We start from the raw sequence: 26,244 nt of genomic DNA, 5'->3' as shown, positions 1-26,244 counted from the left end.
CGCCCGGCGCGGGGCGCGCGGGCATCGACGAAAACTCCGGGTCTGCGAAAGCACCGCTTTCGGCAAACCGGCGCGGAGTATGCCGAAGCGCCCCTGGTTTCGCCACGGCTTTGCGCCGCCGGCCGGAAAATCCCGCAGGATGGATTGGGTGTGGATCAGGCGACGAATTCCAGCGTGAACTGGCTGCCCTCGCCGGGCCGGCTGTCGATGCGCAGACGCCCACCATGGGCCTCCATCAGCGATTTGACGATGGACAGCCCCAGCCCGCTTCCCTGCCCCGGAAGCGCCACATGCACCTCGACCTGCCCGAAGGGCTCCGCGGCCTGATGGAGCTGTTCCGGCGTCATGCCGATGCCGTTGTCCGCCACCCGCACGCGGCATCCGCCGTCCGTTCCGCCGCCGACCGTCACCAGGATGCGCCCGCCGTCCGGCGTGAAGGTGATGGCGTTGGCCAGCAGGTTCAGGAGCATCTGCTTCAGGGCGCGCTCGTCCGCCGAGACGCTGTGCTGTCCCGGCTCGACGTTCATGTCCAGCCGGATGCACTTGGCATCGGCCTGCGGCGCCACCATGCGGAACGCCCATTCGACGATCGGAGCGACATCCAGATCTTCCGGATGAAGAGGCAACGTCCCCGCCTGGAGCCGCGACAGATCCATGATGTCGTTGATCAGCCCCAGGAGATGCCGCCCCGATTCATGGATGTCGCGGGCGTAGTCGGCGTAGCGCACCCCCGCCTGCGGCCCCAGCATCTGATCGCGGATGATCTCCGAAAAGCCGAGGATGGCGTTCAGCGGGGTGCGCAGCTCGTGGCTGACGCGGGCCAGGAAGTTGCGGTTCAGCGCCAGAGCGGCGCGCAACCGCTCCGCCGTGCGGTGCTGCACCAGAAGGAACAGCGTCACCAGCAGGATGGACACGGTCAGGATCGCCGCCAGGAGGAACAGCGTGTTGCGCAGGTCGGCCACCGCCGCCTCGATGTCCGCCTGCGCGACGCCGACCGTGGCAACCAGCGGGTAATTTTCCACCACGCGGTAGGCGAAGGCGCGCAGGACGCCGTCGGTTTGCGACTTTTGCCAGTAGACCCCGGAGAGCGACCGGCCCAGCTCCTCCCACAGGCGGGACTGGGGAATGGCGAGTCCGACCGCCTCGACTCCTCGCGACGCGCCTCGGGCACGGATCACCTTGTCCATCCCGATCAAGGTCACCGCCCCCTGCGGCCCCAGATTGGCCTGCTGGTAGAACTCCCCCAGGATGTCGGGGTCGATGTTGGCGATCACGATGCCCGCGAAGCCGCCATCCCCATCGGTCAGCCGCCGGCTGAGGCGCAGAAGCGGCCCGCCGCCGGTCGTTCCGGGAAAGGGCGTGCCGATGTGCATCAGGTCGCGGCCGGTGCCCTGGTGGAAGGCGAATGCCGTCTCGTCCCGCTCGTTCGCCCGACCGCCCGGCCCTTCGCTGCGCAGCAGCACGGTCCCGTCGGCGTCGAGCACGGTGAAGTGATGGATCAGCGTCGGATCGTAGAGCGTCTGGTCGAGGAAGTTGCGGACACCGGGCAGGCCGCTCTCCCCGAACTCCAGCGCCAGGGAGCGCAGCGTGATGTCGACCTCGTGCACCGCGCGGTGAGTGCTCTTGGCGAAGGCCCGGACCATGATCCCGGCCCTTGCCACCGCCTCCCGTGTCTGGGCGTCGAGCAGCTCCCGCACCACCTGCGCGTAGGCTCCCCAGACCACCGTGATCGCGACGGCGGCGATGGCGAACACACACCAGCGGAACGAGATCGGCAGGCGCATCCCGGCTCTTCCACAGGCGGTCCACCGCGGCCAGTCCGGACCATGATCCGTTCCGGCCCGGCATCGACCCTAGAGCACAAGGGGTATCACGCTATGGAAGCGCCGGGCAAGCCTCTCCATCCGGCGTTGATACGAACCGCCCCCCGATCATCGCCGCGCGAAGTGGGCGGAGAGGCGCTCAACCGCCCCGTCGAGGATCTCGTCCCTCTTGGAAAAGCAGAAGCGGATGAAGCTGCGCGGCGCGTCCTCGACGAAGAAGGCGCCGACGGGGATGGCCGTCACTCCGGCCTCGGCGGTCAGGCGGCGGCAGAAATCCTCGTCGTTTCCGTCGAAGCCGAAGGGCGACACGTCGGCGACAACGAAATAGGTGCCGGCGGACGGCAGCACCTCGAACCCCACGGCGCGCAACCCGTCGGCCAGCCGGTCGCGCTTGGCCTGAAGCCCCTTGGCCAGCCCGGTGAAGTAGGCGTCGTCCTTGCCCAGCCCGAAGGCGACCGCCGCCTGGAGGTTGGGCGGCGTGGTGAAGGTGATGTACTGGTGCGCCTTGGCGACGGGCTGGAGCAGGTGCGGCGCGCCGGTGACGTAGCCGACCTTCCAGCCGGTCAGCGAGAAGGTCTTGCCGGCGGAGCCGATCTTCAGGCAGCGGTCGCGCATGCCCGGCAGGGTCATCAGCGGGATGTGCGCAAGCCCGTCGAAGATGATGTGCTCGTACACCTCGTCGCAGACGGCGAAGGCGTCAAAGCGCTGGACGAACTCCGCCAGCAGTTCCAGCTCCGCGCGGGTGAAGACCTTGGCGGCGGGATTCAGCGGGTCGTTGATGAGGACGAGCTTGGTCTTGGACGAGAAGACCGCCTTCAGGTCGGCCCGCGTGAAGCTCCAGTCCGGGGCCTTCAGGCTGACGAAACGCGGCACGCCGCCGGCCAGCCGGACGATCGGCAGGTAGCTGTCGTACATGGGCTGGAACAGCACGACCTCGTCGCCCGGATTGATGAGGCCGAGCAGGCTGGCGGTCAGCGCCTCGGTGGCGCCGGAGGTCACCATCACCTCGGTCCTCCAGTCGATGTCCAGCCCGTAGAAGCGCTTGCCGTGCGCGGCCACCGCCTGCCGCAGCTCCGGGGTGCCCATCATCGGCGGATACTGGTTCCAGCCTTCCAGGATGGCCTTGGCCGCCACGTCCAGCACGTCGGCGGGGCCGCGCTCGTCGGGGAAGCCCTGGCCGAGATTGATCGCCTTGTGCTCTTCCGACAGGCGGGACATCACCTCGAAGATCGTCGTGCCGTAGCTCGACAGGATTGCGTTGCCGGACTTCACCTTGAGCCTCCTGACCACCGAAGCGGACAGGAATGCCGCAGCGGCCATGCGCTGTCCAGCGTCCCGTCTGCAGAGCGGCCCGGCGGGGACGGTGGATGCCGGGCGGTCAGGCGGTGGCGGCGGCCTTGGCCCTGGCGGCGTTGCGGCGGTGGCGCAACTTGACGCGGATGCGCTCGACGGGGCTGAGCAGCCGGGGGTGGCGGCGCTTCAGCCGCACGAACAGGCGGCGGGCGTCCGCGGAGTTGCGCAACAGGATCACCCCGCCGGCAAGGGCCACCGGGAAGCCGAACGGCCCCGGCAACGGCGACATCAGGGCGCCCAGGCCGATCAGGCTCCACCCCGCACCGATCAACGCGAGTTGCCGGACACGCGCCAGCGTGGGCCGGGCGAGAAGCGAGCGGGAGATGGTGGCGCGACGATGCATCGGGGCTCCTCCTCCTGTGCTGGAAGCCATATGGGGGCATACGGGCACAGGGAAAGAGGCCGGGGGATGTGACTTTTCGGGGGAGTGGGTGGGGAAAAGGGGAGCGTCAATGCAACGCGGCAGCGCTGCCGGGCGGTCCCAGGACGAACAGCGCGGCGGTGACCTCCGCCGGGGCCGGGGCCCATTCGAAGTCGCGCATCAACTCGCTGCGGGCGGCGTCGGCGCGCTCCGCCAGGGCCTTGCCGTCGGTGCCGCCGGTTCGCCGGACCGGCTTGCGGCCGCGCCGGTCGGCGCAGCTTTCCAGCATCAGGCGGATCATCCGCTCCCGCTTGGCGGCGTCCACGAATCCCGACTGGTCGAAATACAGCTTGGTGAAGGCGACCTCGGTCACCGTGGGCGTCGCGCCCTGCTTGCCGACCAGCACCGCCGACACCAGCTCAACGCAACGGCCGGCGTAATCGGGGATCGGCGCCGTGCCGTCGTCGGCGCGGTCGTACTGGCGGCTCGGCAGCTCGACCAGCCGCCCGGTCGGTTCCTTCACGAGGTAACGGCGCCACACCGGCATCTCCGCCTCCCGTCTGGTTTCCCCATGGGCTGAAAAAAGGGTACACCAGACCGGACCGCGACGGAACAGCCCCTTTCCGGCTTCGGCCGGAACCGGACAGCACTCACCGGAGGAGAGGCGCGGCTCAACCTTCGGGAACGGGAAGGGTTTAGCCTGATGAAACTTCTGCGATTCGGCCCGCCGGGCCATGAGCGTCCGGGTCTTCTTGACCGCAACGGCGTGATCCGCGACCTGTCGGGCGTGGTGTCGGACATCGGCCCGGCCACCCTGACCGAGGACGGTCTGGCCCATCTGCGCACGCTCGACACCGACCGGCTGGCCCAGGTGCCGGACGGGACCCGGCTCGGCCCCTGCGTCGCCGGCGTGTCCAAGGTGGTCTGCGTCGGGCTGAACTACCGCGCCCACGCCGCCGAATCCGGCCTGCCCGAACCGGCCGAGCCGGTGCTGTTCATGAAGGCGACCACCTCCATCTGCGGCCCCAACGACCCGGTCCAGATGCCGAGGGGTGCCACCAAGCTCGATTGGGAGGTGGAACTCGGCATCGTCATCGGCCGCACCGCCCGCTACGTCGATCAGGCCGACGCCTTCGACCACATCGCCGGCTACTGCGTCCTCAACGACGTGTCGGAGCGCGCCTTCCAGATCGAGAGCACCGGCCAGTGGGTGAAGGGCAAGAGCGCCGACAGCTTCTGCCCGATCGGTCCCTGGATGGTCACCCGCGACGAGGTGCCCGACCCGCAGGCGCTGCGCCTGTGGCTGGAGGTGGACGGCCAGCCGATGCAGGACAGCACGACCGCCGACATGATCTTCGGCGTCGCCGAGATCGTGTCCTACATCAGCCGCTTCATGACCCTTCTGCCGGGCGACGTCATCGCCACCGGCACGCCGCAGGGCGTGGCGCTCGGCCGCGGCCCGAACCACCCCTGGCTGCAGCCCGGTCAGACCATGCGCCTGGGCGTCGAAGGGCTGGGCGAGCAGCGCCAGTCCGTCCGCGCCTTCGAAGGCTGAGCGGCGCCGGGACGGGAATGGGAGTGTCTTCGATGAAGCGAAAAAGCCGTCTGGCCGCGTGGCTGCTTGCCGCCGGTGTCGGCACCCTGGCGGCGGCATCTGGCGCAGCACGGGCCGAGGATGGCGCCGCGGCGCTGGCCGGGAAGACCTGCGGCACGCTGGAGGCGCGCGTGGCGGAGATCCCCGGTTCAGGCCCGGTGTTCCTGCGCAGCTACGACAGCAGCTTCGGCGTCGGCCAGACGTCGGAGCTGCCGCTGCGCGAGGCCGCCTTCACCTACGACAACGCGCTGGCCGTCATCGCCCTGGTCGCCTGCGGCAAGACGGAGCCGGCGCTTCGCATCGGGGAGTCGCTGCTCTCCGCCGCCACGCTGGACCGTGCGCGGCGCCAGGGCCGGCTGCGCAACACCTACCGCGCGGGTGCCCAGACCCAGAAGCCGATCCCGCCCATGGGCTGGTGGGACGTCACCGCGAACCGCTGGTTCGAGGATGCCTATCAGGTCGGCTCCGCCACCGGCAACGTCGCCTGGGCGGGCCTGGCCCTGATGACGCTGGGCGAGGCGACGGGCGAGGAGCGATTCCGCAACGGCGCCGCGGAGCTGGCCCGCTGGGTGGTGGCGAACACCGCCGACCCGCGCGGGCCGGGCGGTTTCAACGGCGGTGTCCAGGGCTTCGACGACAAGCCGCAGGCCCTGACCTGGAAGGCGACGGAGCACAACACCGACCTCGCCGCCCTGTTCGGCTGGCTGGAGCGCAGCGGCACGGCCGGGGATTGGGCCGGTCCGGAGAAGGCGGCGCGCGGCTTCCTCGACCGCATGTGGGTGGACGGCGGCGGGCATTTCCCAACCGGCACGGCGCCGGACGGGGTGACGGTGAACCGGGCCACGTCCGGTCTGGACGCCCAGCTCTGGCCGCTGCTGCTGCGCGGCGCGCCGGAGGCGTGGCGGGCGGCGCTGGGTTATGCGGAGAAGGCCCACGGGGTCGACGGCGGTTTCGACTTCAACGACGACCGCGACGGGATGTGGGTGGAGGGCACGGCGCAGGCCGCGCTGGTTTACCGGCTCCTGGGGCGGTCCGACGACGCGCAGCGGCTTCTGGCTGAGGTCGGCAAGGAGGTCAGCCGCGGCGGCCATGTCTGGGCGACGCGCGAGGACAGCATCACCACCGGCCTCGCCATCGGCCCGGACAGCACCACGGACGATTTCCGCTACTACCGCCGCCCCCATCTGGCGGCGACGGCCTGGACGGTCCTGGCCGCCGTGGGCTGGAACCCGTTCACCGGCGAACGGGTGAAGTAAAGAAACTCCTTCTCCCCTCCGGGGAGAAGGTTGGGATGAGAAGGCGCCCGCAGGGCGGATACGCACCGCATTGAGGTTGCGTTTCCGGCCTACGGCCGCCCCCTCTCCCTGACCCTCTCCCCAGTGGGGAGAGGGGAAAACTCGAGGCTTACTTGCGGACCTTGTTGATTTCGCCCTGCAGCTCGTTCAGCAGGTCGGCGCCGCCGTCGGCGGCGAACTTGTCCATGGCCGGCTTGACCATCTCGCGCATGCGGCCCAGCTCGGCGTCGCTCAGCTCGTTGATCTGCATGCCCTTGTCCTTCAGGTAGGCGATGCTCTGCTTCGACGCCTCGCGGCTGTCCTTGCGCTCGAAGTCGCGCGAGGCGACGGCGGCCTCGTTGATGATCTTGCGCTCGTCGTTGGACAGGCCGTCGTACCAGCGCTTGGAGGCCAGAACGATCCACGGGCTGTAGACGTGCTTGGAAATGGTCAGGTACTTCTGGACCTCGTAGAACTTCGAGGACTGGATGGTGGTGACCGGGTTCTCCTGGCCGTCCACGGTGCCCGTCTCCATGGCGGTGAACAGCTCGGAGAAGGACAGCGGCACGGCGTTGGCGCCGAAGCCGTTGAACATGTCGATGTAGACCGGGTTCTGCATGACGCGCAGCTTGATGCCCTTCAGGTCCTCGACCTTCTCGACCGGGCGCTTGCTGTTGGTCAGGTTGCGGAAGCCGTTCTCCCAATAGACGAGGCCGACGAGGCCCTTGTCGTTCAGCTTGGCCGCCAGCTTCTGACCGAACGGGCCGTCGAACACGGCGTCGGCCTCCTGCTCGTTGTTGAACAGGAAGGGCAGGTCGAAGACGGCGAAGTCCTTGACGATGCCGACCAGCGTGGCGGTCGAGCCGACCATCATCTCCTGCGCGCCGCCGATCAGGGCGTTCTGCATCTGGATGTCGCTGCCCAGGCTGGCGTCGGCGAAGCCCTTGACCTTCAGCTTGCCGCCGGAGCGCTTGGACAGCTCCTCGACGAAGAACTTCACGGCGCGGCCCTGGTTGCTGCTCTCCGACAGTCCGTAGCCGAAGCGGATCAGGCGCGGCTTGATGTCCTGGGCGGAGGCGGCGACGGGTGCGAGGATGGCGGCGGCGAGGCCGGTCGCCAGAAGGACGGAACGGAGCAGCTTCATGGGTCGGTTCTTCCCTGTAGCGTTTGTGGTTAGCGGTGGAACAGGCTCAGCGGGGCCGTGACGATCTCCGGAACGGCGATCAGCAGGCACAGCAGAAGCAGATAGGTCAGCAGGAACGGCCAGATGCCGCGCGTGGCGCTTTCCAGCGAGATGCGGGCGACGCCGCACACCACATTCAACACTGTGCAGACCGGCGGATGGATCAGGCCCAGCGTGCCGGTCAGGACGAACATCACGCCGAAATAGGTCGGGTCGATGCCCGCCGCCGCGGCCAGCGGGGTCAGTACGGGGCCGAGCACCAGGATCGTCGGCGTCAGGTCCATCACCGTGCCCACGGCGAGCAGCAGCAGCGTGATGGCGACCATCAGCAGCTTCGGCTCGTGCAGCAGCGGGGCCAGCATCTCGTTCATCTGCTGCGGCAGGTCGGCCAGGGTCACCATGTAGGACGACACCAGCGCCGCCGCGCACAGGAACATCACCGTGCTGGTGGTGCGCGCGGCCTGGACCAGCAGCGGCACCAGATCCTTCAGCGTCACCTGCCGGTAGACGAACAGCGCAACGACCAGCGAGTAGACGGCGGCGACCACCGCGGCCTCGGTCGGGGTAAAGATGCCGCCGCGCAGGCCGCCGATGATGATGACCGGCAGAGCCAGCGCCCAGACGCCCTCGACCAGCGCGGTGCGGCGCTCGCCCCAGCTCGCCTTGGGCTGCAGCTTCACGGTCATGCCGCGCACCACGAACATCCAGGTGATGACCAGACCGGCGCCCATCAGCAGGCCGGGCACGATGCCGGCCATGAACAGGCCGCTGATCGAGGTGTTGGTGGTCACGCCGAAGATGATGAAGGGCATGCTGGGCGGGATGATCGGGGCGATGATGCCGCCCGACGCGATCAGGCCGGCGGAGCGCGGCACCGGGTAGCCGTTGTCGCGCATCATCGGGATCAGCAGCGTGGCGAGCGCCGCCGTGTCGGCGATGGCCGAGCCGGACAAGCTGGCCAGCATCACCGACGCGCCGATGGTCACGTAGCCCAGGCCGCCGCGGATGTGCCCGACGAGGCTGACCGCGAGGTTGATGATCCGCTGCGAGATGCCGCCGGCGTTCATCAGCTCGCCGGCCAGGATGAAGAAGGGCACCGCCATCAGCGGGTAGTTGTCGGCGCCGCTCAGCATGTTCTGGGCGACGAGCTGGGCGTCGAAGAAGTCGAGATGCACCATCAGCGCCACGCCCGTCAGCATCAGGGCGAAGGCGATGGGCATGCCGAGCAGCATCAGGCCGAACAGCGAGGAGAGGAAGACCGCAAGGGCCATGGAACGGGCTCCGCTTTCAGAAGGCCGGACGGAATCAATGCTCGGCGATGGCGCCGCCCTGCGGGGCGGTGACGCCGTGGGGGTCGCCGTTGCCGGGGATGTGCGCCGTCGCGTCGCCCGACAGGATTTTCCAGAGGTTGGTGATGATCGTCAGCGCCATGGCGATCGCCGGGAAGAAGCCCGCGGCGGCGTAGAAGGCCATGGGGAAGCTGAGCACCGTGGAGCGCGTCTCCATCCCGATCAGAAGCTGGAACCAGCTTCCCTCGATGAACAGCCACAACGCGTAGATCATCAGCAGATGACTGATCACCGCGCAGGCCCGGCGGGCACGGGCCGGCAGGCGGGCCTGGACGATGTCCAGCCCCAAATGCTGGTGACGGCGCAGCGCCAGCGTGGCGCCCAGGAAGACCAGCCAGACGAACATCAGGCGGGCCAGCTCCTCGGCGGCGACGATGCCGCTGTTGAAGCCGTACCGCAGAACCACGTTGCCGAAGACCAGCGCCACCATCACGGCGAGCATCAGCGCCATGATCCATTCGGTGACCATCTCCAGCGCTTCCACCATGCGCTTCATGCACACTCCTCGGCCTGCCTCTCGGCGGGGCTCACCTGATCGAAAGGGCGGCAGCGAGGGGACAGCGCGGGAGGACACGGGCGGCGCGACGCACCGGCAGCGGGGCCGGGCGGCGGGTCGGAGTTCCTCCCTCGCGGTCTCTTGCCGGGACCTTGAATTTTCTGTTGCGGAAAATAGAGGAGTCCCGCATCCGAGTGAAGAAGATTTTCTTCATAACGGTGCCAAAACCGCCGGACAATAGGCATAGCGACGAAAATTATCTTCACAGACCACCCTGCTCCGCATAGCTTGGGGACCATGGGTAGCGGCCCGACGAACCCCGCCGAAAGGCGAGGGAGAGCTGTGCCGTTCGCGCCGGCGGTGGTACGGTCCGCCGCCCAAAGACGCCCCGGCGCGAAGAACGCCTGGGAGCAAGAACGCTTTTAGGGATGGATGGTCCGTTTCGATGCTCCAGCCGGTGAACATCCTCGATCACATCCGCGGCCGCCTGCCGGAGCTGAAGCGTTCCGAAGCCCAGGTCGCCGAGATCGTGTTGGCCGAACCGCAGAAGGTGCTCGGGCAGAGCATCACCGTGCTGGCCCAGGCCGCCGGGGTCAGCGAGGCGACCGTCGTCCGCTTCTGCCGCAGCATCGGCTGCGCCGGCTTCCCGGATTTCAAGCTGCGGCTGGCCGAGGGGCAGGCCCGCGGCACCCCCTTCGTCAGCCAGGACGTGGCGCCGGACGACGAAACCCCGACCGTCGCGCGAAAAATCTTTTCATCCGCCGCCGCCGCCCTGAACGACGCGGCGGGTGCGCTGGACATGGCGGCCGTCTCCCGCGCCGTGGAGTTGCTGGCCGACGCCTCCAGCATCCTGTGCATCGGCACCGGCGCCTCGGCGGTGGTGGCGGAGGACGCGGCGCACAAGTTCATGCGCTTCGGCATGGCGGCGCAGGCCAGCGCCGACCCGATGATGGTCCGCATGCTGGCGGTCAATCTGGGAGCGCGCGGGGTCCTGCTGGCGATCTCCAACACCGGGCGCACCATCATGGTGACGGAGTTGGCGCAGATGGCCCGCGATCTGGGCATCCCGGTCATCGCGATCACCGCGCCGGAGTCGCCGCTGGCCGCGGTGTCGTCGGTCGCCATCGGCCACACGCCGGTCGAGGACGCGGAGATCTACACGCCGATGGCCTCCCGCCTCGTCCATCTGGCGATCATCGACGTGCTGTCCACCGGCGTCGCGCTGAAGCTCGGCGCCGAGGCCCGGCACCATCTGGCCAAGGTCAAGGCCGTGCTGTCCGGCACCCGCTCCTCCCACGGCAAGCCCGCCAGGGGACGCCAGCGGGCATGATCGGCCCGGCCCGATGATCTCCCGAGTCTGATCGGACGGGGGAGCAGCCTTAAGCCTTCGACAGGCTGCTCCCGGACCGTCGTCAGTGCTGCGCCCCGGACCCGCCGACGGCAACGATGGTGTAGGGCGTGCCGGCCACCGCGATCGTGCGCTCCTCCTGCAACGTCTCGGTGGAGACGACCCGCAGCAGACCCTTGAGCGGATCGGTCACCACCACATGGTCACCAGCCACCGCCAATCGCGGCCGCGGGTTGCGCCAGTGACCGTCCATGGAATAGGGGGCGGTCAGCTGGACGCTCGTCTCGATCTCGCCGGACACGACGTTGAGCCGATGCAGCCTGCCGTCCTCAGTCAGAACGTAGGCGTGGTTGGCCTTGGCGTCGTCCAGGGCGAAGTCCACGCGGCGTGACGGCAGGTCGATTTTGCGGAAGCTCGGCTCGGCGCCCGGCTCGATGATGACGACGGCGCGCGGACCGTAATTGCCGAGGAAGAACTGCATCGCCGCTCCGCCCTTGAGCGTCGAGACGTTGCCGTCCCCAAGCGTCGCGGTCGAAACATGGTGCAGCGTCGGCGGCTTCGAGCCGCCGGCCGGGTGGGCGAAGACAACCCCGTCCTTGCAGCCGAAGGCGAACACTCCGGCCGACTGGGCCTGTCCGTGCACTGCCGGGCAATTCACCACCCCACCGACCGGCCTGCCCTGCGAGTCGATGACCTTGAGGCCGACGCGCGGCTTTTCGGGATCGTCGTGCGGGACCGAAACGACAAGGAACTCGCCCATCGGCGCGGCAAGACCATGGTGGGCGGCGCCCGGCTTCAGGTTGCGGGCCTTGACCGTCCCTTCCAGCAGGTCGCTCTCCCGGAACAGGGCAACCTCGCCCGTGCCGTCGTCGAACAGCGCGATGGTGCCGGAGCCGTCCACGACGTGGGCCGGCTTGGTCCCCGTGATCACGGTGGGCAGGAGCTTGGCGCCGTCGATCGCGATGTCGGCGTGGTCCCCATGGTCCTCGAACGACAGTCCGGTGCTGATGACCGCGACCTTTCCGGCATCGCCCTGAACGGCGAAGACGGTGCGGCCGCTGGCGCTGCGCGCGAGGGCCGGCGATTGGTCGAGCCGGAAGGCTCCCGCGCTCGCTCCGTCCTTGAGATCGACGGCACGGACGACCCCGTCGGCGTGATCGCCGATGAACAGGCGGTGATGCGTCGTGCTCCCGGCGTGCTTGTGGTCGTCGGCCAGAGCCGCGCCGGCGGCGAGGCCCCCGGCCGTGGCGCCGATCCACAGCAGCGTCGAGAGAATGGGCAGGCGATTCATGTGCAACCTCGTTTTCAGACCCTAGCGGTGCGGTTTGGGAGGCGCGGCACACCCGCCCGCCGCGGCAGGGGCAGGCGGGTGGCGCCCCACAAGCGCGCGTTACGTTATAACGTTACATTTTTTTGGCGCAACCTCCCTTCCGTCTCCGGGGTGGGTCCGCCCTTGCCATTCGCGCCCGCTTCGTCCAATTGATGCGCCGCCGTTCCCGATTCACAGACAGTTCCTGCCCATGCCCGCCATTGCCCTCAGCGTCGCCCCGATGATGGACTGGACGGACCGCCATTGCCGGACCTTCCATCGCCTGTTGTCGAAGAACACGCTGCTCTACACCGAGATGGTTACCACCGGCGCCATTCTGCACGGCGACCGCGAGCGGCTGCTCGGCTACGACGCGGCGGAGCATCCGGTGGCGCTCCAGCTCGGCGGGTCGGACCCGGCGGAGCTGGCGGCCTGCGCCCGCATCGCCGAGGAATGGGGCTATGACGAGGTCAACCTGAACGTCGGCTGCCCCAGCGACCGCGTGCAGTCGGGCCGTTTCGGCGCCTGCCTGATGGCCGAGCCCGATCTGGTTGCCCGGCTGGTCGGCGCCATGCGCGAGGCGGTGTCAATTCCCGTCACCGTGAAGTCGCGGATCGCCATCGACGAGATGGAGGAATGGCCGACGCTGGACCATTTCGTCCGCACCGTGTCCGCCGCCGGCTGCACCCATTTCATCGTGCACGCCCGCAAGGCGTGGCTGAAGGGCCTCAGCCCCAAGGAGAACCGGGACATCCCGCCGCTGCGCTACGACCTCGTGCACCGGCTGAAGCAGGAGAACCCGCAGCTCACCATCGCCATCAACGGCGGCATCCGCACCTTGGACGAGGCGGAAGGGCATCTCGCGACGCTGGACAGCGTGATGATCGGGCGCGCCGCCTACGAGACCCCCTACATCCTGGCCGACGCCGACCGCCGCCTGTTCGGCGGGGAACCCGGCCCCGACCGCTATGCGGTGGTCGAGGCGATGGCGGCCTACGCCGAGAAACGGATGCGCCAGGGGACGCCGCTGTCGGCGATCACCCGGCACATGCTGGGGCTGTTCCAGGGCTTGCCCGGCGCCCGCGCGTGGCGGCGCCACATCAGCGAGAACGCGCATCTTCCCGGCGCCGGGCCGGAGGTGCTGCTGAAGGCCGCGGCGCTGGTGCCCCACCGCGACGCGGTCATGCAGCGAGCGGGATGAGCGCGGCGAGCGTCAGGCAGACGACGATGGTCAGGCGGGTCCGAAGCGTGCCGAACCAGCGGGGATAGCGCCCGTCCGCCGCCGCGCTGCGGTCCACCGCCCAGGCGAGGAGGAAGGACAGGATCAGCGCCGGTATCGTCAGGCCGGACGGCAGCAGGGTCGCGCCCCACCCCAGAAGCGACGGCGCAACTCCCCACACCAGCCACGCCGGCCCGCCCGTCTCGCCGTCCCGCCCCGAGAGGATGCGGCCCCAGTGGATGGCGCCGATGAAGGACAGGATCGACACCGCGTAGACGACCACCGCCCGCACCACGGCGGCCTGCCCGTCGCCCTCCGCCATCCAGGCCAGCGCGGTGCCGCCGACGAAGGGGACCAACCCGCCGTAGGACAGCAGCCGGACGACCGAGGCCCGGCGCCCGTCGAAGGACCGCGCGTCCATGCGCTTACGGTTCCGGAGAGGGTTGGGCCAGCGCCTTGTCCACGGCCGCGGTCAACGTGGCGGACTCCGGCGTGACCGGGCTGCCGAACCATTCCAGCAGCCGTCCGTCCCGGCCGATCAGGATCTTGTGGAAGTTCCAGCGCGGCACGCCCTGCGGCCCGGTAATCTCCGCTGCCCAGCGGTAGAGCGGATGGGCCTGCGGTCCGGTGACGGACTGCTTTTCCATCAGGGGAAAGTCCACGCCGTAGTTGAGTTCGCAGAAGGACGCGACCTGAGCGTTGCTGCCGGGCTCCTGTGCGCCGAAATCGTTGCTCGGCACGCCCAGCACGACCAGCCCGCGGTCCCGCCGTCCGGCCCAAAGCTTTTGCAGCCCTTCGTACTGGCCGGTGTAGCCGCATTGCGACGCCGTGTTGACCACCAGCACCGCCTTGCCCCGGAAGGCATCGGGCGCGAGCGTGCCGCCGTCGATGGACGGCAGGGGCAGCGACGCCCAATCGAGCGCGCCGGGCGCCGCCCGGCTGCCATCCGCCACCGCCGCGCCGGGTACGGCCGTGGACAGCATCAGGACGGCGGACAGCATCACGGCGGTGGATCGGGCGGCATCGCGGATCGTCGGCATGAAGGTCTCCCGGTCGGCGGCATGGAGCATGGCGCGGCCCATGGCCGCGCTCGCGGCGCTGGTCTATAGGGCCCTGTTCTATACGGCGGCCGAGGCGCGTCGGATCATGCATCCCGGCGCGAATCGCCGCCGGACCATGCACGCGCATGGGTGCCATGGCCATGTTGCCGTGCGTCGGACGGGCGCCACTGCTTTAGGGTTGTGTTCCCCGCACGCCCCAGACGATAGACCGGCCGACGCCCTCCCATGCGCCTCCTCATCCTGATGCTCGGCCTCGCCGGTTTCGCGAGCGCCTTCTCCCTGCGGACCACCGACCCGATGCTGACCGTCATCGCGTCGGATCTGGGCATCGGCGTGGCCGAGGCGGCCCTGCTCTCTTCCGCCTACACGCTGCCCTACGCGGCGATGCAGCTCATCCTGGGGCCGGTCGGTGACGCCATCGGCAAGACGCGGCTGATCCGGCTGTCGCTGGTCGTCCTGACCGTCGGTGTGGCGCTGTCCGCGGTGGCGCCCGGCTACTACACCGTTCTGGCGTCCCGGATGCTGGCCGGCGCCTTCGCCGGGGGGATCATCCCGGCCTCCATGGCGCTGATCGGCGACCGGGTGGTCTACACGGAGCGGCAGTTCGCCATCAGCCGCTTCCTGCTGGCGGTCATCCTCGGCCAGATGTCCGGCTCCGCCGTGGCCGGCGCCCTGTCGGAGGTGGCGGGCTGGCGCACCGTCTTCGCCCTGGCGGCGGCGGTGACCGGCCTGATCGCGCTGACCGCCTTCCTGGTCCTGCGGGGCCAGCGGGAGGAGCGGCACCCCCTGTCGGTGGCCGACGCGCGGGCGCGCTACGCCTCCGTCCTGGCGAATCCGGTGTCGCTCTGGGTCTTCGCCACGGTGGCGGCGGAAGGGCTGCTGATCTTCGGCGTTTTCCCCTTCGTCGCCCCCATGCTGTCCCGCCACGGGGCGGAGGGTGCCTTCGAAGCCGGACTGACGCTCGCCGCCTTCGCCATCGGCGGAGTCGTCTACAGCTTCGTGGTGCGGCGGCTGCTCGGCACGCTTGGCCAATGGGGGATGATGGGGGCCGGCGGTCTGGTGGCCGGTGGGTCCTATCTGGCCATGCTCGCCCCGGTGCCCTGGCCGGTGGTGTCCCTGCTGTTCCTGATCGCCGGATTCGGTTTCTACATGCTGCACAACACCATGCAGACGCAGGCGACGGAGCTGTCGGCGACGGCGCGCGGGTCGGCGCTCGCCCTCTTCGCTTCCTCCTTCTTTCTGGGACAGGGGATCGGACCGGTGGTCTATGGCGCGGTCGCCGACCGGGTCGGCCTGCCCGCCCTGTTCCTGTTCGGCGGCGTGCTGACCATGCTGCTGGGTGTCGGGGCCGTGCGGGTGATCCGTCGGCCAACATGATGGATGGGCCAGATGAATCGGGCTGACTGATATTTCGATATTTCGGATATCCCCAGATTCTGTGGATAACTCTGTTGGCGAATCGAGGGGTAACCGAACGGACAGGCGGCCCCTCAAGGGTTCCAATGGAAATGCCTTGTTTTTAGGCACATTAGAAAACGGCGCCAACAAAGGGTTTTTCGCGCGCTCCTCGCCTCTCCAGCCCTGGCCCGGCGGCTGCCCCGCCCCGCAACGGGAGTCAAGCGAAGGATGTGGCCACCTGTGAACAACTTTCCTTGACAGGGTCTATGGGCCACGGCAAAGGGCTGCTCCCGGCGCCGAGACGACTTGCGCGCCACCGGTCCGCGGGGCACTCTGGCGCCATGTTCACCGTCAGCGAAAACGAAGCCGAAACGATCCGCCGGGCCTTCCACGAACGCGGGGAATGGTCCGCCGTGGTGGAACTGCGCCGGCTGTTCCCGGTCTTCGCCAACAACCCGGAGGCGCTGCGCTGCGTGCGCGCCATCGCCGGCTGGCAGCCCCTCCCCGACCCCGCAGCGGCTTCACCCAAAGTGACTCCGCTGCGACGCCGCAAGCCGACGGAGCCGCAACCCTAAAGCACGGTTTTCAGAACTGAACGAGGCGAGTCGCGATGACGAAGATGCAGGCTGCGGTGAGCAGCGCATCGACGATGGCACCCAACCGGTCATGGCGACGACACAAGCGTTTGTTGGCGAGCAACCGGGCATTGGCGTGCTCAACGATACAGCGGACTTGACCGAGACTGGAGCCGTGCGGTTGGCCAATCTTGCTGGGTTGGATGCCCTCACGCAGGCAGAGCCACCGATTGTCGGCGCTGACGTATCCGGCGTCCGCATACAGGCGCGCGATGCTGGCGCAGACCACCATGGCCAGCCGGAGCAGGTCGGGGAAGAGCTTGGTGTCGTGAACGTTCGCCGCGGAGGGCAACGCCGCCAGCGGAACCCCGTCCGTCGAAACGACCGAGTGGTACTTGGTTCCCGGTTTGCCGCGGCCGGTGGGGTTCGGACCGATCAAGGCACCGCCCCGTTTTGCGCACACCGAGCGACTGTCCACAACAACGTCCCATGTCTGGGCGGCGGCGTCAGGGCCGTTGCGCCCCATTCCGTCAGCCGACGGCGCAACGTTGATCCGGAGGCGCGAGCCGGTGAGGCCCGAAATTCCCGCCACTGCACGCCTTTGCGCGGGAAGAAGCGGAGCGTCTCAAGGACGGTGTTGGTCGGCACCGGAGGTCGACCCGTTCCCGTGTCGGCCCACACCATCTGGTCAATAACACCTGCCACCAAGTCCACCGGCGTCGATCCCATACCGGCCTCCCCATGCCAGAGGCAGGGGAACTGTGCGAGATCATCAAATGCCGGAGCAACAATGTTGTTTCCCGGAAAATTCTGTTTACGAGGCTCCCCTCACGTCCATGGCCCATACTGGCAGCGGTGCAATAAAGGCGGGCGCCGATATGCACCGGCGCCCACGCACGGATCTTACGGGAGCTTGTACTCGCCTTCCAACAGATCCCACAGCACAGTGTTCGATACGACATGAACTTCGTATCGCCCTCTGCCGGAAATACCTTTGTACTTTCCTGTGCCGTCGAGGAACTCCCACTCCCCCTTTAGCACAGGGAGGGCCATCTGCTTCAGGGCGTATCTCGCAAACACTTTCGACCCATCGGCATCGGTGAACGTCTTATAGCCACCGCTAACCATGCCGCTTGTGTCGGTCAGATCCGTGACCTGATATCGAGCATTTGCCAGGAACGCTCCCCCCACTTCCGTAAACACCGCCCCATCGTATTCGGTGACGGACACGGTATGCTTCTCCTTATCGGCCACCGGCACCGATTTCTCCGAGGTGACCACAAGCACGGCTCGGCCGCGCCACGGGCCACCTTGCTCAGCCCAAGTCGGACTTGAGCAGGCGATCAGTAGGGCAGTTATGGGCAAGCCACAGCGCAAGACGTGCTGCATGACGTCCTCCCATCGCTTTGTCAGTTCCAGGCATGGAGCACGGTTTTCCACTCACCGCCTTGACGCTCCAGCACGTTGGACCAATTGCCCTCATACTGCTTCTTGGCGCCGCCCTCACCAGGACCAATCGCCTGCCACCGTCCATAAGCGTAGCCCATGTCTCCTTTGGTCTCGGCTTGCTGAACAGTGACCTTGTGCTGGCCGAAGCCCTTGCCGATTGTCGTCTTCCAGAATTGCTGGATGTTTGAGTCACCGGCCACGGCAGGACTGCCAGGAGGCAGGAGAGCCCCCTTGGGGCCATACATCTTTGCGAGTTGTTCGGCATCACCTTTGTTGAACGCTTCGTCCCACTTTGAGGCAGCCGATTGGACAGTATTCTTGAAGTCTTGGGCTTGAGCGGCAGCTCCCATCGCAAGGGATGAGACAGCGATCAGCACGCATGCATTGCGCAAGATCTTCATGACACACCTCCAACGTCATGTAGCTGGGCAAGCTGAGCCCTGCATAATCAGAAGTATGACAAAGAAATTCGCCGTCCAGCCCCATCCTAGTCTATAGGCTTAGGCTTCTGAAGCCGATCTTCGGATTTCAGCGCCGTCTTCTCTCCAAGCCGGGAAATTACCCGCCAAGGTAGCGAAACATCACCCTTCTTGCGTAGGATGAAATGCGCTGAACGGGATGCCGCGCATCACCCCCTGATTAGCCGCAGGAGAGCGTTGATGAGTTTCTCCTGCGCTCCCAAGCGCCCGAGGAGGACGCCTCAGCGCCGTGCTGGGGTTCTGGACACCGCGCCTAAGACTTACGTAGCGGTGCGCGGTCCACGGTCGTTGAGCGTATTGGCCAGCGTGTCGGCCAGCGGCACGACCTTGCCACCGCCGTCGGCCACCACCTGAAGCTCCGGCACGCCGGTCTGGGCACGGCGCTCGGCCAGGAGAACCTCCAGCATCGCCTCGACCTTCGGCATGTGAACGGTCTGCTGGTCGAAGGGCATCTGGATGCCCTGCTCGCGGAACTGCTCCAGGATGCGCATGCGCAGCTCGTTGCGGACCGGGATGATGTGTTCGGTGTTGGCGACGAAGCAGCGCAGTTCGAACTCCGGCCCGCTCGGCCCGAAGTCGCGGAACATCACGATCGGTTCCGGGTTGTGCAGCACCTGCGCGTGGCCGTAGCCGATCCTCAGCAGCAGCGCGTAGACCTGCCGCGCGTCGGTGTCGTAGGTGACGCGGACCTTGATCTCGATGCGGGTGGTCTTGTCCTTCAGCGTCCAATTCACCACCGCCTTGGAGATGAACTCCGAGTTGGGGATGATGACGGAGGCGCGCTGGAAGGTCTGGATTTCCGTCGCGCGGACGCTGATGCGGCGCACCGTGCCCTCCAGCCCGTTCACGACCACCCAGTCGCCCACCTTCACCGGGCGTTCCACGAGCATGATCAGGCCGGAGATGAAGTTGCTGACGACATTCTGGAGGCCGAAACCGATACCGACCGACAAGGCCGACGCGATCATGGCAAGGCTGGACAGGTCGAGCCCCAGCGTGCCGACCGACATCAGCACCGCCATGGTGGTTCCGAGATAGCCGACGCCCATACGGATGGAGTTGCGCACCCCGTCGTCCATGTTGACGCGACCGAGGATGCGCTCGTCCAACTGACGCTGGATGAAGCGGGTCACCGCGACGACGACGCCCAGCACCATCAGCGCCGACATGATGTCGCCCGGCGCGATGCGCACGCCGCCCACCGTGACGCCGCTGAGGAAGCCGTCGGCCAGCCCCTTCATCTCCGACAGGGTCATGCCGGTCAGCGGCAGCAGGAAGAAGGCCGCCACGGTCAGCAGCAGCCCGTCGATCACCGTCCGCCCGGCCTGCCCGAGCATCCGCCGGCCGCGATCGGTGGCGATCACGATGTCGCGCACCTCCGCCACCTGCCCGCCGCCGCGTTCCAGCAGGACGCACAGCAGTTCGCGAAGGACGCCGCGCGCCACCAGCAGGACGCCGCCGAGGATGAGGGTGGTCAGCATCAGCTTCGAGGCGTAGATCGCGCCCACCAGGTAACCGGCGCCCGAGGCGACCAGCGAGGCGAGCGCCACCGCCCCGATCAGCAGCCGCAGACGCAGCCCGACGACCCGCGGGCGGACGGGCGGCACGTCCTCGGCCTCCGCCACGGCGGGAGTCGCGGCCGGAGGCGGCAGGGTGACGTCGATTCCGGCCGCGGGCGTGGGCTCGGGGCACCCGCAATCGTCGGTCTCCTCGGCGTCCGGCGGCGGGGCGGCGAGCCAGAGGTGATCGGGGTAGAGGAACAGCAGCGACACGGCGATCAGCGCCATGGTGCCGAAGCCGGTGATCGACCGCAGTTCCGGCGGGGTGAACATCCCTTCCGACAGGGCGATGCCGGTGCCGGCCAGCGCCAGCCCGATCATGACGAGCGGGACGCGGCGGACCAGACGCCGCGCGCTCTCCGGGTCGAGGTTGGCCAACTGCCAGGACGGGTAGTCGGGCGCCAGGGTGGCGCGGGCGACGCCGGTGACCAGGAAATAGGCGGTCAGGCCGCCCGACACCCCGACCACCAGAGCGGTCAGCGGCCCGGCGTCCGCCGCGTCGCGCAGCAGCCCGACCAGGGCGCCGCTCAGCACCAGCGTCGGCACCAGCGGCACCAGGCAGCGGGCCAGCGCCTCCACCGCCATCGCCACCACCCGCTGGCGGTAGCTGGGCCGCTCCTCCAGATCGCGATGGCCATAGCGGCGCAGCAGCACCCGGCGCACCGGCCAGGCCACCAGGAACAGAATGGCGGCGAGCGCTCCCAGACCGTACAGACGGCCACGCCATTCATCGTCGCCCATCACGATGCCGAAGGCCCGCCCGATGCGCTCCTGCACATAGGCCGTCTGCTCGGGCAGGGCGGCCCAGGTGGCGGGCAGCAGCGGCACCGGGCCACGCCGGACGATCTGCTCGGTGAGTTGGGTCATGCGCTGGTCGGCGGCGGTGCGCAGCAGGATGTCGGCGCGGGTGACGATCAGCTCGGTCTGCTTGGCCCGCCCTTCCGCCTCGCCGATGGTCTGGCTCAGGCGCTTGCGCTCCGCGGCGATCCCCGCCTCCTCCGGCGGAGCGCCCTGGGCCGGCGGCGGACCCAGAGCGTCCAGCATGCGCTGCGCGGTGTCACGGGCGGCCGACGCGGCGGCTCCGGCCTCCCGGACCTCCTGCTGGATCTTGGCCAGATCGGCGCGCAGGGTCTCGTATTCGGTGTTCGCCAGATCGCCGCCGGCGATGCGGTTGGCCGCCCTCTCCAACGCGTTCTGCCATTGCGGCAGCTTGGTCTTGAAGTCCGCCGCCGCTTCCGCCGCCGGAGCGGCGGACTGGGCCAGGGCCGATGGAACGACGGCGCCCGCCGCGAGCGCGCCACACAGCATCAGGACTGCCAGGAGCCGGCCGATCCGGCGACGGAAGGCGAAGGAGGTCTGCATCACCGTTCGAAGTCTCTTCTTGGCCAATGACTGCGGCCCCGGCGAACCGGGAAAAGGGATACCTATACTCTTCGGTGTCGCGGCAAAAGTATGGCACGTCGTGTCACCAGGATGTGACAGAGCCGTTTGGAAGTGCGGATCCGCTTGCGCGAACCGGAGGCGCGGCTGCGGGTCCGCCGTTTCGTGCGCCTGCCTTCGGATTGGGCATGGCGTGGTTGCGGGTCTTGATGATACAGGTTGCGTATCGTCGCTTCATACGCACGTCATCATCATGGCCGGCTTGACCGACATCGACCGCACCCTGCTCCGCACCGCGCTGAAGGCCGCCAAACGCAACGACGTCCCGTCCGTCGGGATGCCGACCGAAACGCTGGAACGGCTTTTGGAGTATCTCGCGGTTCTGGAAGGCGCGCAGCCCGGCGCGCTGACCGAGAGCAATCCAGGGTCGAACTGACCCCCTCAACCATTGCTTGGCCGGCAATGGCAGGACGTGCGAATTCAGCGTTGCATACAATAGTATGCTACCGGTTTGCGTCAGACCGATGCACGAACCGAACGTTGCGTTGTGACATTGTGTTCGAGTCGCAACCGAAGCTCGACGAGACTTATCGAAGGGAGTAAGACTTTGGGACCGACACCCTTAGGCGGACGATCCCCTTGTGCGAGTATGCCACACCGGACTGCGGCTATGCCTGTCGTGCCATCAGGCTTGTCCGCGAACACAGCCGCGGCCCTGTGGGATTGGACGCGCGCGCCTATCTGATCCGGGTCGAGCGCCGGCTCATTCAATTCCATTGCGGCGCCCCGCTCGGCATTCCGGCGGAGGCGCAGCCGTCCCGTGAGGCCGCCGAGTAACCGCCCGATCAATCCCGAGCCATCGTCTCAGGCGGTCAGTCCCGTCCGCCAGGGCTGTCCGACCGGCCCCGACCAGGCTCACCGCCACGATCGTCTCCCCGGCCGCGCTCCTGGCCACGGTCGCCGTCCGACGACGCCTCGTCGCGTTCCCGCTGGCGCTGCCACTGATCGAACTTCTCGGGATCGGTCACCAGATCGATGACGGACGGCTTCTGGCTGCCGTTGTCCTGCTGTGCGGGCATGAACACCTCCATCGTTGCACCACACCTGTCCTTTTGCATCATCAACAGCGCAAAGGGCCCGGCGCACCAAGCCCCGCAAGGGGAGAACCCCGCAAGCACAGCCCTGCTCCTTTGGCGTCCGGTTTTTGACACAGCACACCCCCGGCCGAATCCTTAGCCTGCGACGACGAGCAAGACACAGTCGGGGGCGGAATGCTGCGGTTGGGAACACGGGTGAGGTTTGCGGGCCAGGAGGCCCTCGTCGTCGCACGAACCCTTGCCGGTGAGCCGACCTACGACATCCGTCTGGCCGACGGCCGTCTCATCAAATACGCCGCCGAAAGCGACCTGGAACCGATCGAGGGGGACGGCTCCGAACCCCCGCCCGCCTCAGCGCGGCCATCCGGCTCCGGCGGCTCCAATAAGGGGGGCATGCAGTGACCCGCGACGACTTCCCCTATTCGCTCCAGCCCTACGCGATGCCCGACAACGGGGGCGACGGGACGCAGGACAGCGACGCCTGGACACTGGTGCTGTTCCGCGCCGCCGACGAGGCGGAACGGCTGTGGTTCCGCGATCACGGCTTCGCCATGGAGGGCCGCCGCTGGGTCCGCCATGCCCCCGCCCCGGAGAGCCTTGCGGCGCCGCCGACCTCCGGCGACGCGCCCGAGGACGAGGACTTCGGCGACCGTGAATCCGAAGACCGGGCGCCGAGCACCGGCGGCCCGGCGCCGGACGTCGCCGCCTGACCTTCCGTTCCGGCGTCCGCGGCCTATTCCTGTGCCGGCGCCCCTGTTCGCGGACACGCACGCCCCATGCCCGACAGCCTCGACTTCGACCGGAACGGCCTTGGTCCAGTCCAACTGGACCCGAGCGATCTCCCTCCCGGCGACCCGCCTCCGGACGATCGTCACCGGCCCGCTGCCGCCCCGACCGTTCCTCAAACCGCCCTAATCCGGCGGCTGCGCCGGGCGGCGTCCGGCAACGTCCCGGCACCGGAAGGGGTGACGCTTCGCCAAGCCCAGCAGCGCGAGGTGATGGTCGGCGCCCATCTGACCCTGAGCATCGACTGGGCGACCGAGGTGGAGGTCCGGCTGGGCGCAGAGATGGTGCGCTTCGCCATCTATTGCCGCAACGCCGCCGAGTTGAACGCGACGCTGGCCCGCGACCTGGACGCCGAGGCCGCCTCGCTGGAAACGGCCCACCGCTTCGCCACGCTGCTCGGCCCGCTGGACGAGCGGGTCGAGGCGATGGCCGCGGCGGAGGAGCCATTGCCGCCCCTGCCCTCGCTGCGCGGCCCCTACTACCTGCACGAGGTCTGCACCGGCTGCAACGGCGGCGGGGTGCGGGCCTGCGGGGGCGACGGCTGCCGCGGCGGCAAGATCCGTTGCACCCACTCCGCGACCGCCGAGACGCCGGACTGCCCGGAGTGCGGCGGACGCGGCCAGCACCGCTGCCCGGTCTGCGCGGGCGACGGGGTGGTCGCCTGCGAGACCTGCGGCGGGGTCGGGCAGTTCACCCACATTCATCACCCCCGCCTGACCGCCCACCCGTCCTACAGCCTCACCGCCCCGCCGGATGCCCCGGCGGCGGTGCGGATGGCGCTGGAGGAGGCCGGCTTCGCCGGTTTCGCCGCGCTCGCCAACCCCGCGCCCGCCACGGTGCGCCATTCCGGCACGCAGCTTCTCTACCAGCGCAGCGGCACGCTGACGGTGGTCGCGCTGTCCTGGGACTGCGACGGCGTGCCGTTCGAGGTGGAAACCGTCGGGCCGGACGGCGATTCCGCCCCCCTCCCTCCCTTCCTGGACACCGTGCTGGCCCCGGTGCTGGCGCGCATCGCGGCGTTGCCGCCCGCCGACGCCTTCGCCCTGGCCGGCGCCTACCGCCTGACCCGCTCCATCGCCGAAGCGGTCCTGCGGGGCCGGGAACCGGACGCCGCGGCGATCGTGGCCGACCATGAGGGCTGCGTCAGCCCCGCCTTCGTGAAGGAAGCCGCTGCCGTGCTGGCGGAACGGTTCGCCGAGACCAGCCGCACCGCCGTCGCGCGAAGCTGGATCGCCGCGGCGGGGCTGCTCGCCCTGGTCCTTCTTCTGGTGGCGGGCGTGGACGGTCCGGCCCTGTTGACCGGCGCGACACCCGAACAGCCAGCACCGGCGGGGCTGCGGCTGGGCTGGGACATCGGGCTTCCCATCGCCGCCGGGCTGGGCCTTTGGGCGCTGGTGCGCGGGGTGGTGCGCGGGGCCCTGGGCGCGGCCTTCGGCGGGCCGGTCCGCGCGCCGGACCAGGGGTCGTGGCCGCTCGTCCTGCTGTCCGCCGCGGCGGCGATCCATCTCGGCCTGCTGACCTGGTGGAACGGCGGGCCGGGCTTCAGCCGGCTGAACCACCGGCTCGACGTGGAAGCGATCACCGAGGGCCGCGCTCCGCTGCCCGCCCCGCGCGTCCTGACGCCGGAGGAACGGATCATGGCGGCGCAACGGGCGCTGGCCCGGCTGGGCCGTTATGACGGGGCCATCGACGGCAAGATGGGCGAGGGCACGCGGACGGGGCTCGCCAGCCTGACCGGGCTGGTTGACACGCCGCCGGGCGTGGCGCCCGAAGACCCGCTGGATCTCGTGGTGGCCATCGCCGCCGACCGGGTGGCCGTCAACGTCCGGACGCCGGAACTGCTGGTCGGACCGGGCTGGAGCAACGCGACCCGCCTGCGCATGAACCGCGATGACCAGCCGCTGGTCGCCGGGGCTTTCCTCGGCGCGCTGGCCGCGTCGGGCACGGAGCGGGGAGCGGCCGGCCAGGAGTGGATATCGGGAGACGGCTTGCGATCGGGGCGGATCACCGTGACGGGCCGCATCGCCGACCCGAAGGATCGCGGACGGCTGTGCTTCGCGCTGACCCATGTCGTCACCACCCCTGCCGGACGGGACGCCGGAACCGCGCTGCGCACCTGCCGGACCGCCGGGAACTGGACCCTTGAGGAGTGATGGGGGAGGAGTGATGGGAAGGACCCGCTCCTTGCGGGCATGAAAAAGGGGCCTGAGAAGGCCCCGGTTTTCATAACCATCCGGCAACGCGCCGACGGTAAGGATGGTGCGGTCGAGAAGACTCGAACTTCCACAGCATTTCTGCCACAGCGACCTCAACGCTGCGCGTCTACCAATTCCGCCACGACCGCGACTTCATCGTTCGAATGGGCTGGGCATGACTGTCCAACCCATTGAATTACTTTGCTTTCCTACGCGGGACGTTACGCGGCGCCGCATCGGAATGCAACAACTTTCTCATCTTGCGGACAAGCCGCCGACAGGCCTTTCCAGCCCGCCCGCGCACCCTTCCGTGCGCGCCGCGCCCTGTTATCGCATTCCAAAGGGATAAGCAAGCGGCATGCACTGCCCGAGCAAACGAACACCGGTTGACGGAGCCCGAGGCGGCTGGGCTGGAGGTCGGCTTCCCTGCCGCCGTCGTCGCCGGACAGTTTCAGTCCGGCGGAATGCCCAGCCGCAGCAGCATCTCCACGAGGCCGCTTTCCCCCACTGCCAGAGCGGCCTGGGACGGGGTCAGCCAGCGGCGCTCGCGCTGGCCCTTTTCCGGCCACTCGTCCAGCACCTCATCGACTTCCAGAAGGAAGACGGTCACCGCGCACAGCACCGACTTGTTGACGCTCAGCCGCTTCATGTAGCGGAAGTTGCCGAAGGGCCGGTGATCGACGGTGCCCCGCACGCCGGCTTCCTCGTAGGCCTCCCGCGCCGCCATGGCGCAAGGCTTCACGCCTTCCTCCGCCCACCCCTTGGGGATGATCCACCGCTTGGTTTCCCGCGACGTGACCAGCAGGATTTCCGGCCGGCCGTTGCGAAGGCGGAATGGAAGGGCGGCGTATTGGGTGGCGGGAGTGCGGCTGCTCATCATGTCCAAGTGGGAAGGCCTGACCCGTGATCCAATTCGGCTGAATGGGATGGCGGGCGATCATTCTTATGACGATGGG

26 protein-coding genes and 1 tRNA gene are annotated in these 26,244 nt (G+C 68.5%); 10 read left to right on the top strand and 17 right to left on the bottom strand.

The window, feature by feature from the left end; all coding sequences use genetic code 11:
• Positions 1-155: 155 nt before the first annotated feature.
• The 4 genes from H0B54_RS17595 to H0B54_RS17580 all read right to left on the bottom strand — a co-directional run bounded on the left by H0B54_RS17595 (position 156) and on the right by H0B54_RS17580 (position 4,084).
• A complete protein-coding gene (locus H0B54_RS17595) occupies positions 156-1,784 on the bottom strand; it encodes a sensor histidine kinase (protein ID WP_188261398.1) in 1,629 nt (542 codons plus the stop codon).
• A gap of 147 nt (positions 1,785-1,931) precedes the next feature.
• Entirely contained in the window at positions 1,932-3,095 is a 1,164-nt protein-coding gene (locus H0B54_RS17590; protein ID WP_188261468.1) for an aminotransferase, read from the bottom strand.
• Between the two features lie 106 nt (positions 3,096-3,201).
• Positions 3,202-3,519: a hypothetical protein gene (locus H0B54_RS17585; RefSeq protein WP_188261397.1), complete on the bottom strand. Its 318-nt coding sequence runs from the start codon at positions 3,517-3,519 to the stop codon at positions 3,202-3,204.
• A gap of 106 nt (positions 3,520-3,625) precedes the next feature.
• Positions 3,626-4,084 (bottom strand): hypothetical protein, encoded by a 459-nt coding sequence (locus tag H0B54_RS17580; protein WP_188261396.1) that lies wholly within the window; start codon positions 4,082-4,084, stop codon positions 3,626-3,628.
• 156 nt (positions 4,085-4,240) lie between these two features.
• Between H0B54_RS17580 and H0B54_RS17575 the strand changes: the two genes are divergently transcribed.
• Together H0B54_RS17575 and H0B54_RS17570 are read left to right on the top strand one after the other, a co-directional pair.
• Complete coding sequence (locus H0B54_RS17575) at positions 4,241-5,092, top strand: fumarylacetoacetate hydrolase family protein (RefSeq protein ID WP_188261395.1); 852 nt, start codon at positions 4,241-4,243, stop codon at positions 5,090-5,092.
• Between the two features lie 32 nt (positions 5,093-5,124).
• Positions 5,125-6,387 carry a hypothetical protein gene (locus tag H0B54_RS17570; RefSeq protein WP_188261394.1) on the top strand — a complete coding sequence of 421 codons (1,263 nt, stop codon included), beginning with the start codon at positions 5,125-5,127 and terminating at the stop codon, positions 6,385-6,387.
• 148 nt (positions 6,388-6,535) lie between these two features.
• Here the strand turns inward: H0B54_RS17570 and H0B54_RS17565 are convergent, their stop codons facing one another.
• Genes H0B54_RS17565 through H0B54_RS17555 form a run of 3 tightly spaced genes read right to left on the bottom strand, consistent with a single transcriptional unit; the run spans position 6,536 to position 9,433 of the window.
• Positions 6,536-7,549 (bottom strand): TRAP transporter substrate-binding protein, encoded by a 1,014-nt coding sequence (locus H0B54_RS17565; protein WP_094304861.1) that lies wholly within the window; start codon positions 7,547-7,549, stop codon positions 6,536-6,538.
• A gap of 29 nt (positions 7,550-7,578) precedes the next feature.
• Positions 7,579-8,859 carry a TRAP transporter large permease gene (locus H0B54_RS17560; protein WP_188261393.1) on the bottom strand — a complete coding sequence of 427 codons (1,281 nt, stop codon included), beginning with the start codon at positions 8,857-8,859 and terminating at the stop codon, positions 7,579-7,581.
• 34 nt (positions 8,860-8,893) lie between these two features.
• Complete coding sequence (locus tag H0B54_RS17555; protein ID WP_188261392.1) at positions 8,894-9,433, bottom strand: TRAP transporter small permease; 540 nt, start codon at positions 9,431-9,433, stop codon at positions 8,894-8,896.
• Positions 9,434-9,878: 445 nt separating this feature from the next.
• Here H0B54_RS17555 and hexR point away from each other — a divergent pair, with 445 nt between their 5' ends.
• On the top strand, positions 9,879-10,763 hold the full coding sequence (gene hexR, locus H0B54_RS17550) for a transcriptional regulator HexR (RefSeq protein ID WP_188261391.1): 885 nt from the start codon (positions 9,879-9,881) through the stop codon (positions 10,761-10,763).
• An 82-nt stretch (positions 10,764-10,845) separates the two neighbouring features.
• On the opposite strand, the gene H0B54_RS17545 is transcribed toward hexR, so the two are convergent.
• A complete protein-coding gene (locus H0B54_RS17545; RefSeq protein WP_188261390.1) occupies positions 10,846-12,072 on the bottom strand; it encodes a metallochaperone AztD in 1,227 nt (408 codons plus the stop codon).
• A 229-nt stretch (positions 12,073-12,301) separates the two neighbouring features.
• Here H0B54_RS17545 and dusA point away from each other — a divergent pair, with 229 nt between their 5' ends.
• Entirely contained in the window at positions 12,302-13,291 is a 990-nt protein-coding gene (gene dusA / locus H0B54_RS17540; RefSeq protein WP_188261389.1) for a tRNA dihydrouridine(20/20a) synthase DusA, read from the top strand.
• On the opposite strand, the gene H0B54_RS17535 is transcribed toward dusA, so the two are convergent.
• Complete coding sequence (locus H0B54_RS17535; RefSeq protein WP_188261388.1) at positions 13,272-13,730, bottom strand: DUF3429 domain-containing protein; 459 nt, start codon at positions 13,728-13,730, stop codon at positions 13,272-13,274. The genes dusA and H0B54_RS17535 overlap by 20 nt on opposite strands.
• 4 nt (positions 13,731-13,734) lie before the next feature.
• A complete protein-coding gene (locus H0B54_RS17530) occupies positions 13,735-14,391 on the bottom strand; it encodes a glutathione peroxidase (protein WP_246472580.1) in 657 nt (218 codons plus the stop codon).
• 204 nt (positions 14,392-14,595) lie between these two features.
• Here H0B54_RS17530 and H0B54_RS17525 point away from each other — a divergent pair, with 204 nt between their 5' ends.
• Together H0B54_RS17525 and H0B54_RS17520 are read left to right on the top strand one after the other, a co-directional pair.
• Positions 14,596-15,747, top strand: a complete 1,152-nt coding sequence (locus tag H0B54_RS17525; RefSeq protein WP_188261386.1) for an MFS transporter — start codon at positions 14,596-14,598, stop codon at positions 15,745-15,747.
• A gap of 362 nt (positions 15,748-16,109) precedes the next feature.
• The gene (locus H0B54_RS17520) at positions 16,110-16,343 is read left to right on the top strand and encodes a hypothetical protein (RefSeq protein WP_188261385.1); all 234 of its coding nucleotides are present in this window, start codon (positions 16,110-16,112) and stop codon (positions 16,341-16,343) included.
• A gap of 10 nt (positions 16,344-16,353) precedes the next feature.
• On the opposite strand, the gene H0B54_RS17515 is transcribed toward H0B54_RS17520, so the two are convergent.
• The 4 genes from H0B54_RS17515 to H0B54_RS17500 all read right to left on the bottom strand — a co-directional run bounded on the left by H0B54_RS17515 (position 16,354) and on the right by H0B54_RS17500 (position 21,192).
• Positions 16,354-16,869: a transposase gene (locus H0B54_RS17515; protein ID WP_425490048.1), complete on the bottom strand. Its 516-nt coding sequence runs from the start codon at positions 16,867-16,869 to the stop codon at positions 16,354-16,356.
• 377 nt (positions 16,870-17,246) lie between these two features.
• Positions 17,247-17,732 (bottom strand): hypothetical protein, encoded by a 486-nt coding sequence (locus H0B54_RS17510; protein WP_188261383.1) that lies wholly within the window; start codon positions 17,730-17,732, stop codon positions 17,247-17,249.
• Between the two features lie 20 nt (positions 17,733-17,752).
• Entirely contained in the window at positions 17,753-18,193 is a 441-nt protein-coding gene (locus H0B54_RS17505; RefSeq protein WP_211109430.1) for a YybH family protein, read from the bottom strand.
• 338 nt (positions 18,194-18,531) lie between these two features.
• Positions 18,532-21,192 (bottom strand): DUF3772 domain-containing protein, encoded by a 2,661-nt coding sequence (locus tag H0B54_RS17500; protein WP_246472594.1) that lies wholly within the window; start codon positions 21,190-21,192, stop codon positions 18,532-18,534.
• A 271-nt stretch (positions 21,193-21,463) separates the two neighbouring features.
• Here H0B54_RS17500 and H0B54_RS17495 point away from each other — a divergent pair, with 271 nt between their 5' ends.
• Positions 21,464-21,646 (top strand): hypothetical protein, encoded by a 183-nt coding sequence (locus tag H0B54_RS17495; RefSeq protein WP_188261382.1) that lies wholly within the window; start codon positions 21,464-21,466, stop codon positions 21,644-21,646.
• Between the two features lie 436 nt (positions 21,647-22,082).
• On the opposite strand, the gene H0B54_RS17490 is transcribed toward H0B54_RS17495, so the two are convergent.
• Positions 22,083-22,289 (bottom strand): hypothetical protein, encoded by a 207-nt coding sequence (locus tag H0B54_RS17490; RefSeq protein ID WP_246472579.1) that lies wholly within the window; start codon positions 22,287-22,289, stop codon positions 22,083-22,085.
• A gap of 213 nt (positions 22,290-22,502) precedes the next feature.
• Here H0B54_RS17490 and H0B54_RS17485 point away from each other — a divergent pair, with 213 nt between their 5' ends.
• The 3 genes from H0B54_RS17485 to H0B54_RS29875 all read left to right on the top strand — a co-directional run bounded on the left by H0B54_RS17485 (position 22,503) and on the right by H0B54_RS29875 (position 25,246).
• Positions 22,503-22,709 (top strand): hypothetical protein, encoded by a 207-nt coding sequence (locus H0B54_RS17485; protein ID WP_343068965.1) that lies wholly within the window; start codon positions 22,503-22,505, stop codon positions 22,707-22,709.
• On the top strand, positions 22,706-23,017 hold the full coding sequence (locus H0B54_RS17480) for a hypothetical protein (protein ID WP_188261380.1): 312 nt from the start codon (positions 22,706-22,708) through the stop codon (positions 23,015-23,017). Before H0B54_RS17485 ends, H0B54_RS17480 begins: the two co-directional genes overlap by 4 nt.
• A gap of 66 nt (positions 23,018-23,083) precedes the next feature.
• Entirely contained in the window at positions 23,084-25,246 is a 2,163-nt protein-coding gene (locus tag H0B54_RS29875; protein WP_246472578.1) for a hypothetical protein, read from the top strand.
• A gap of 104 nt (positions 25,247-25,350) precedes the next feature.
• Here the strand turns inward: H0B54_RS29875 and H0B54_RS17470 are convergent.
• Positions 25,351-25,437 (bottom strand) — tRNA-Leu (locus tag H0B54_RS17470).
• Between the two features lie 302 nt (positions 25,438-25,739).
• The gene (locus tag H0B54_RS17465) at positions 25,740-26,168 is read right to left on the bottom strand and encodes an NUDIX hydrolase (protein WP_246472577.1); all 429 of its coding nucleotides are present in this window, start codon (positions 26,166-26,168) and stop codon (positions 25,740-25,742) included.
• Between the last annotated feature and the right edge of the window lie 76 nt (positions 26,169-26,244).

The sequence above is a fragment of the Azospirillum tabaci genome, assembly GCF_014596085.1.
Lineage (GTDB): Bacteria > Pseudomonadota > Alphaproteobacteria > Azospirillales > Azospirillaceae > Azospirillum > Azospirillum tabaci.
The sequence above is the reverse complement of the archived record's forward strand: the minus strand, read 5'-3'. Positions and strand labels throughout refer to the sequence as shown.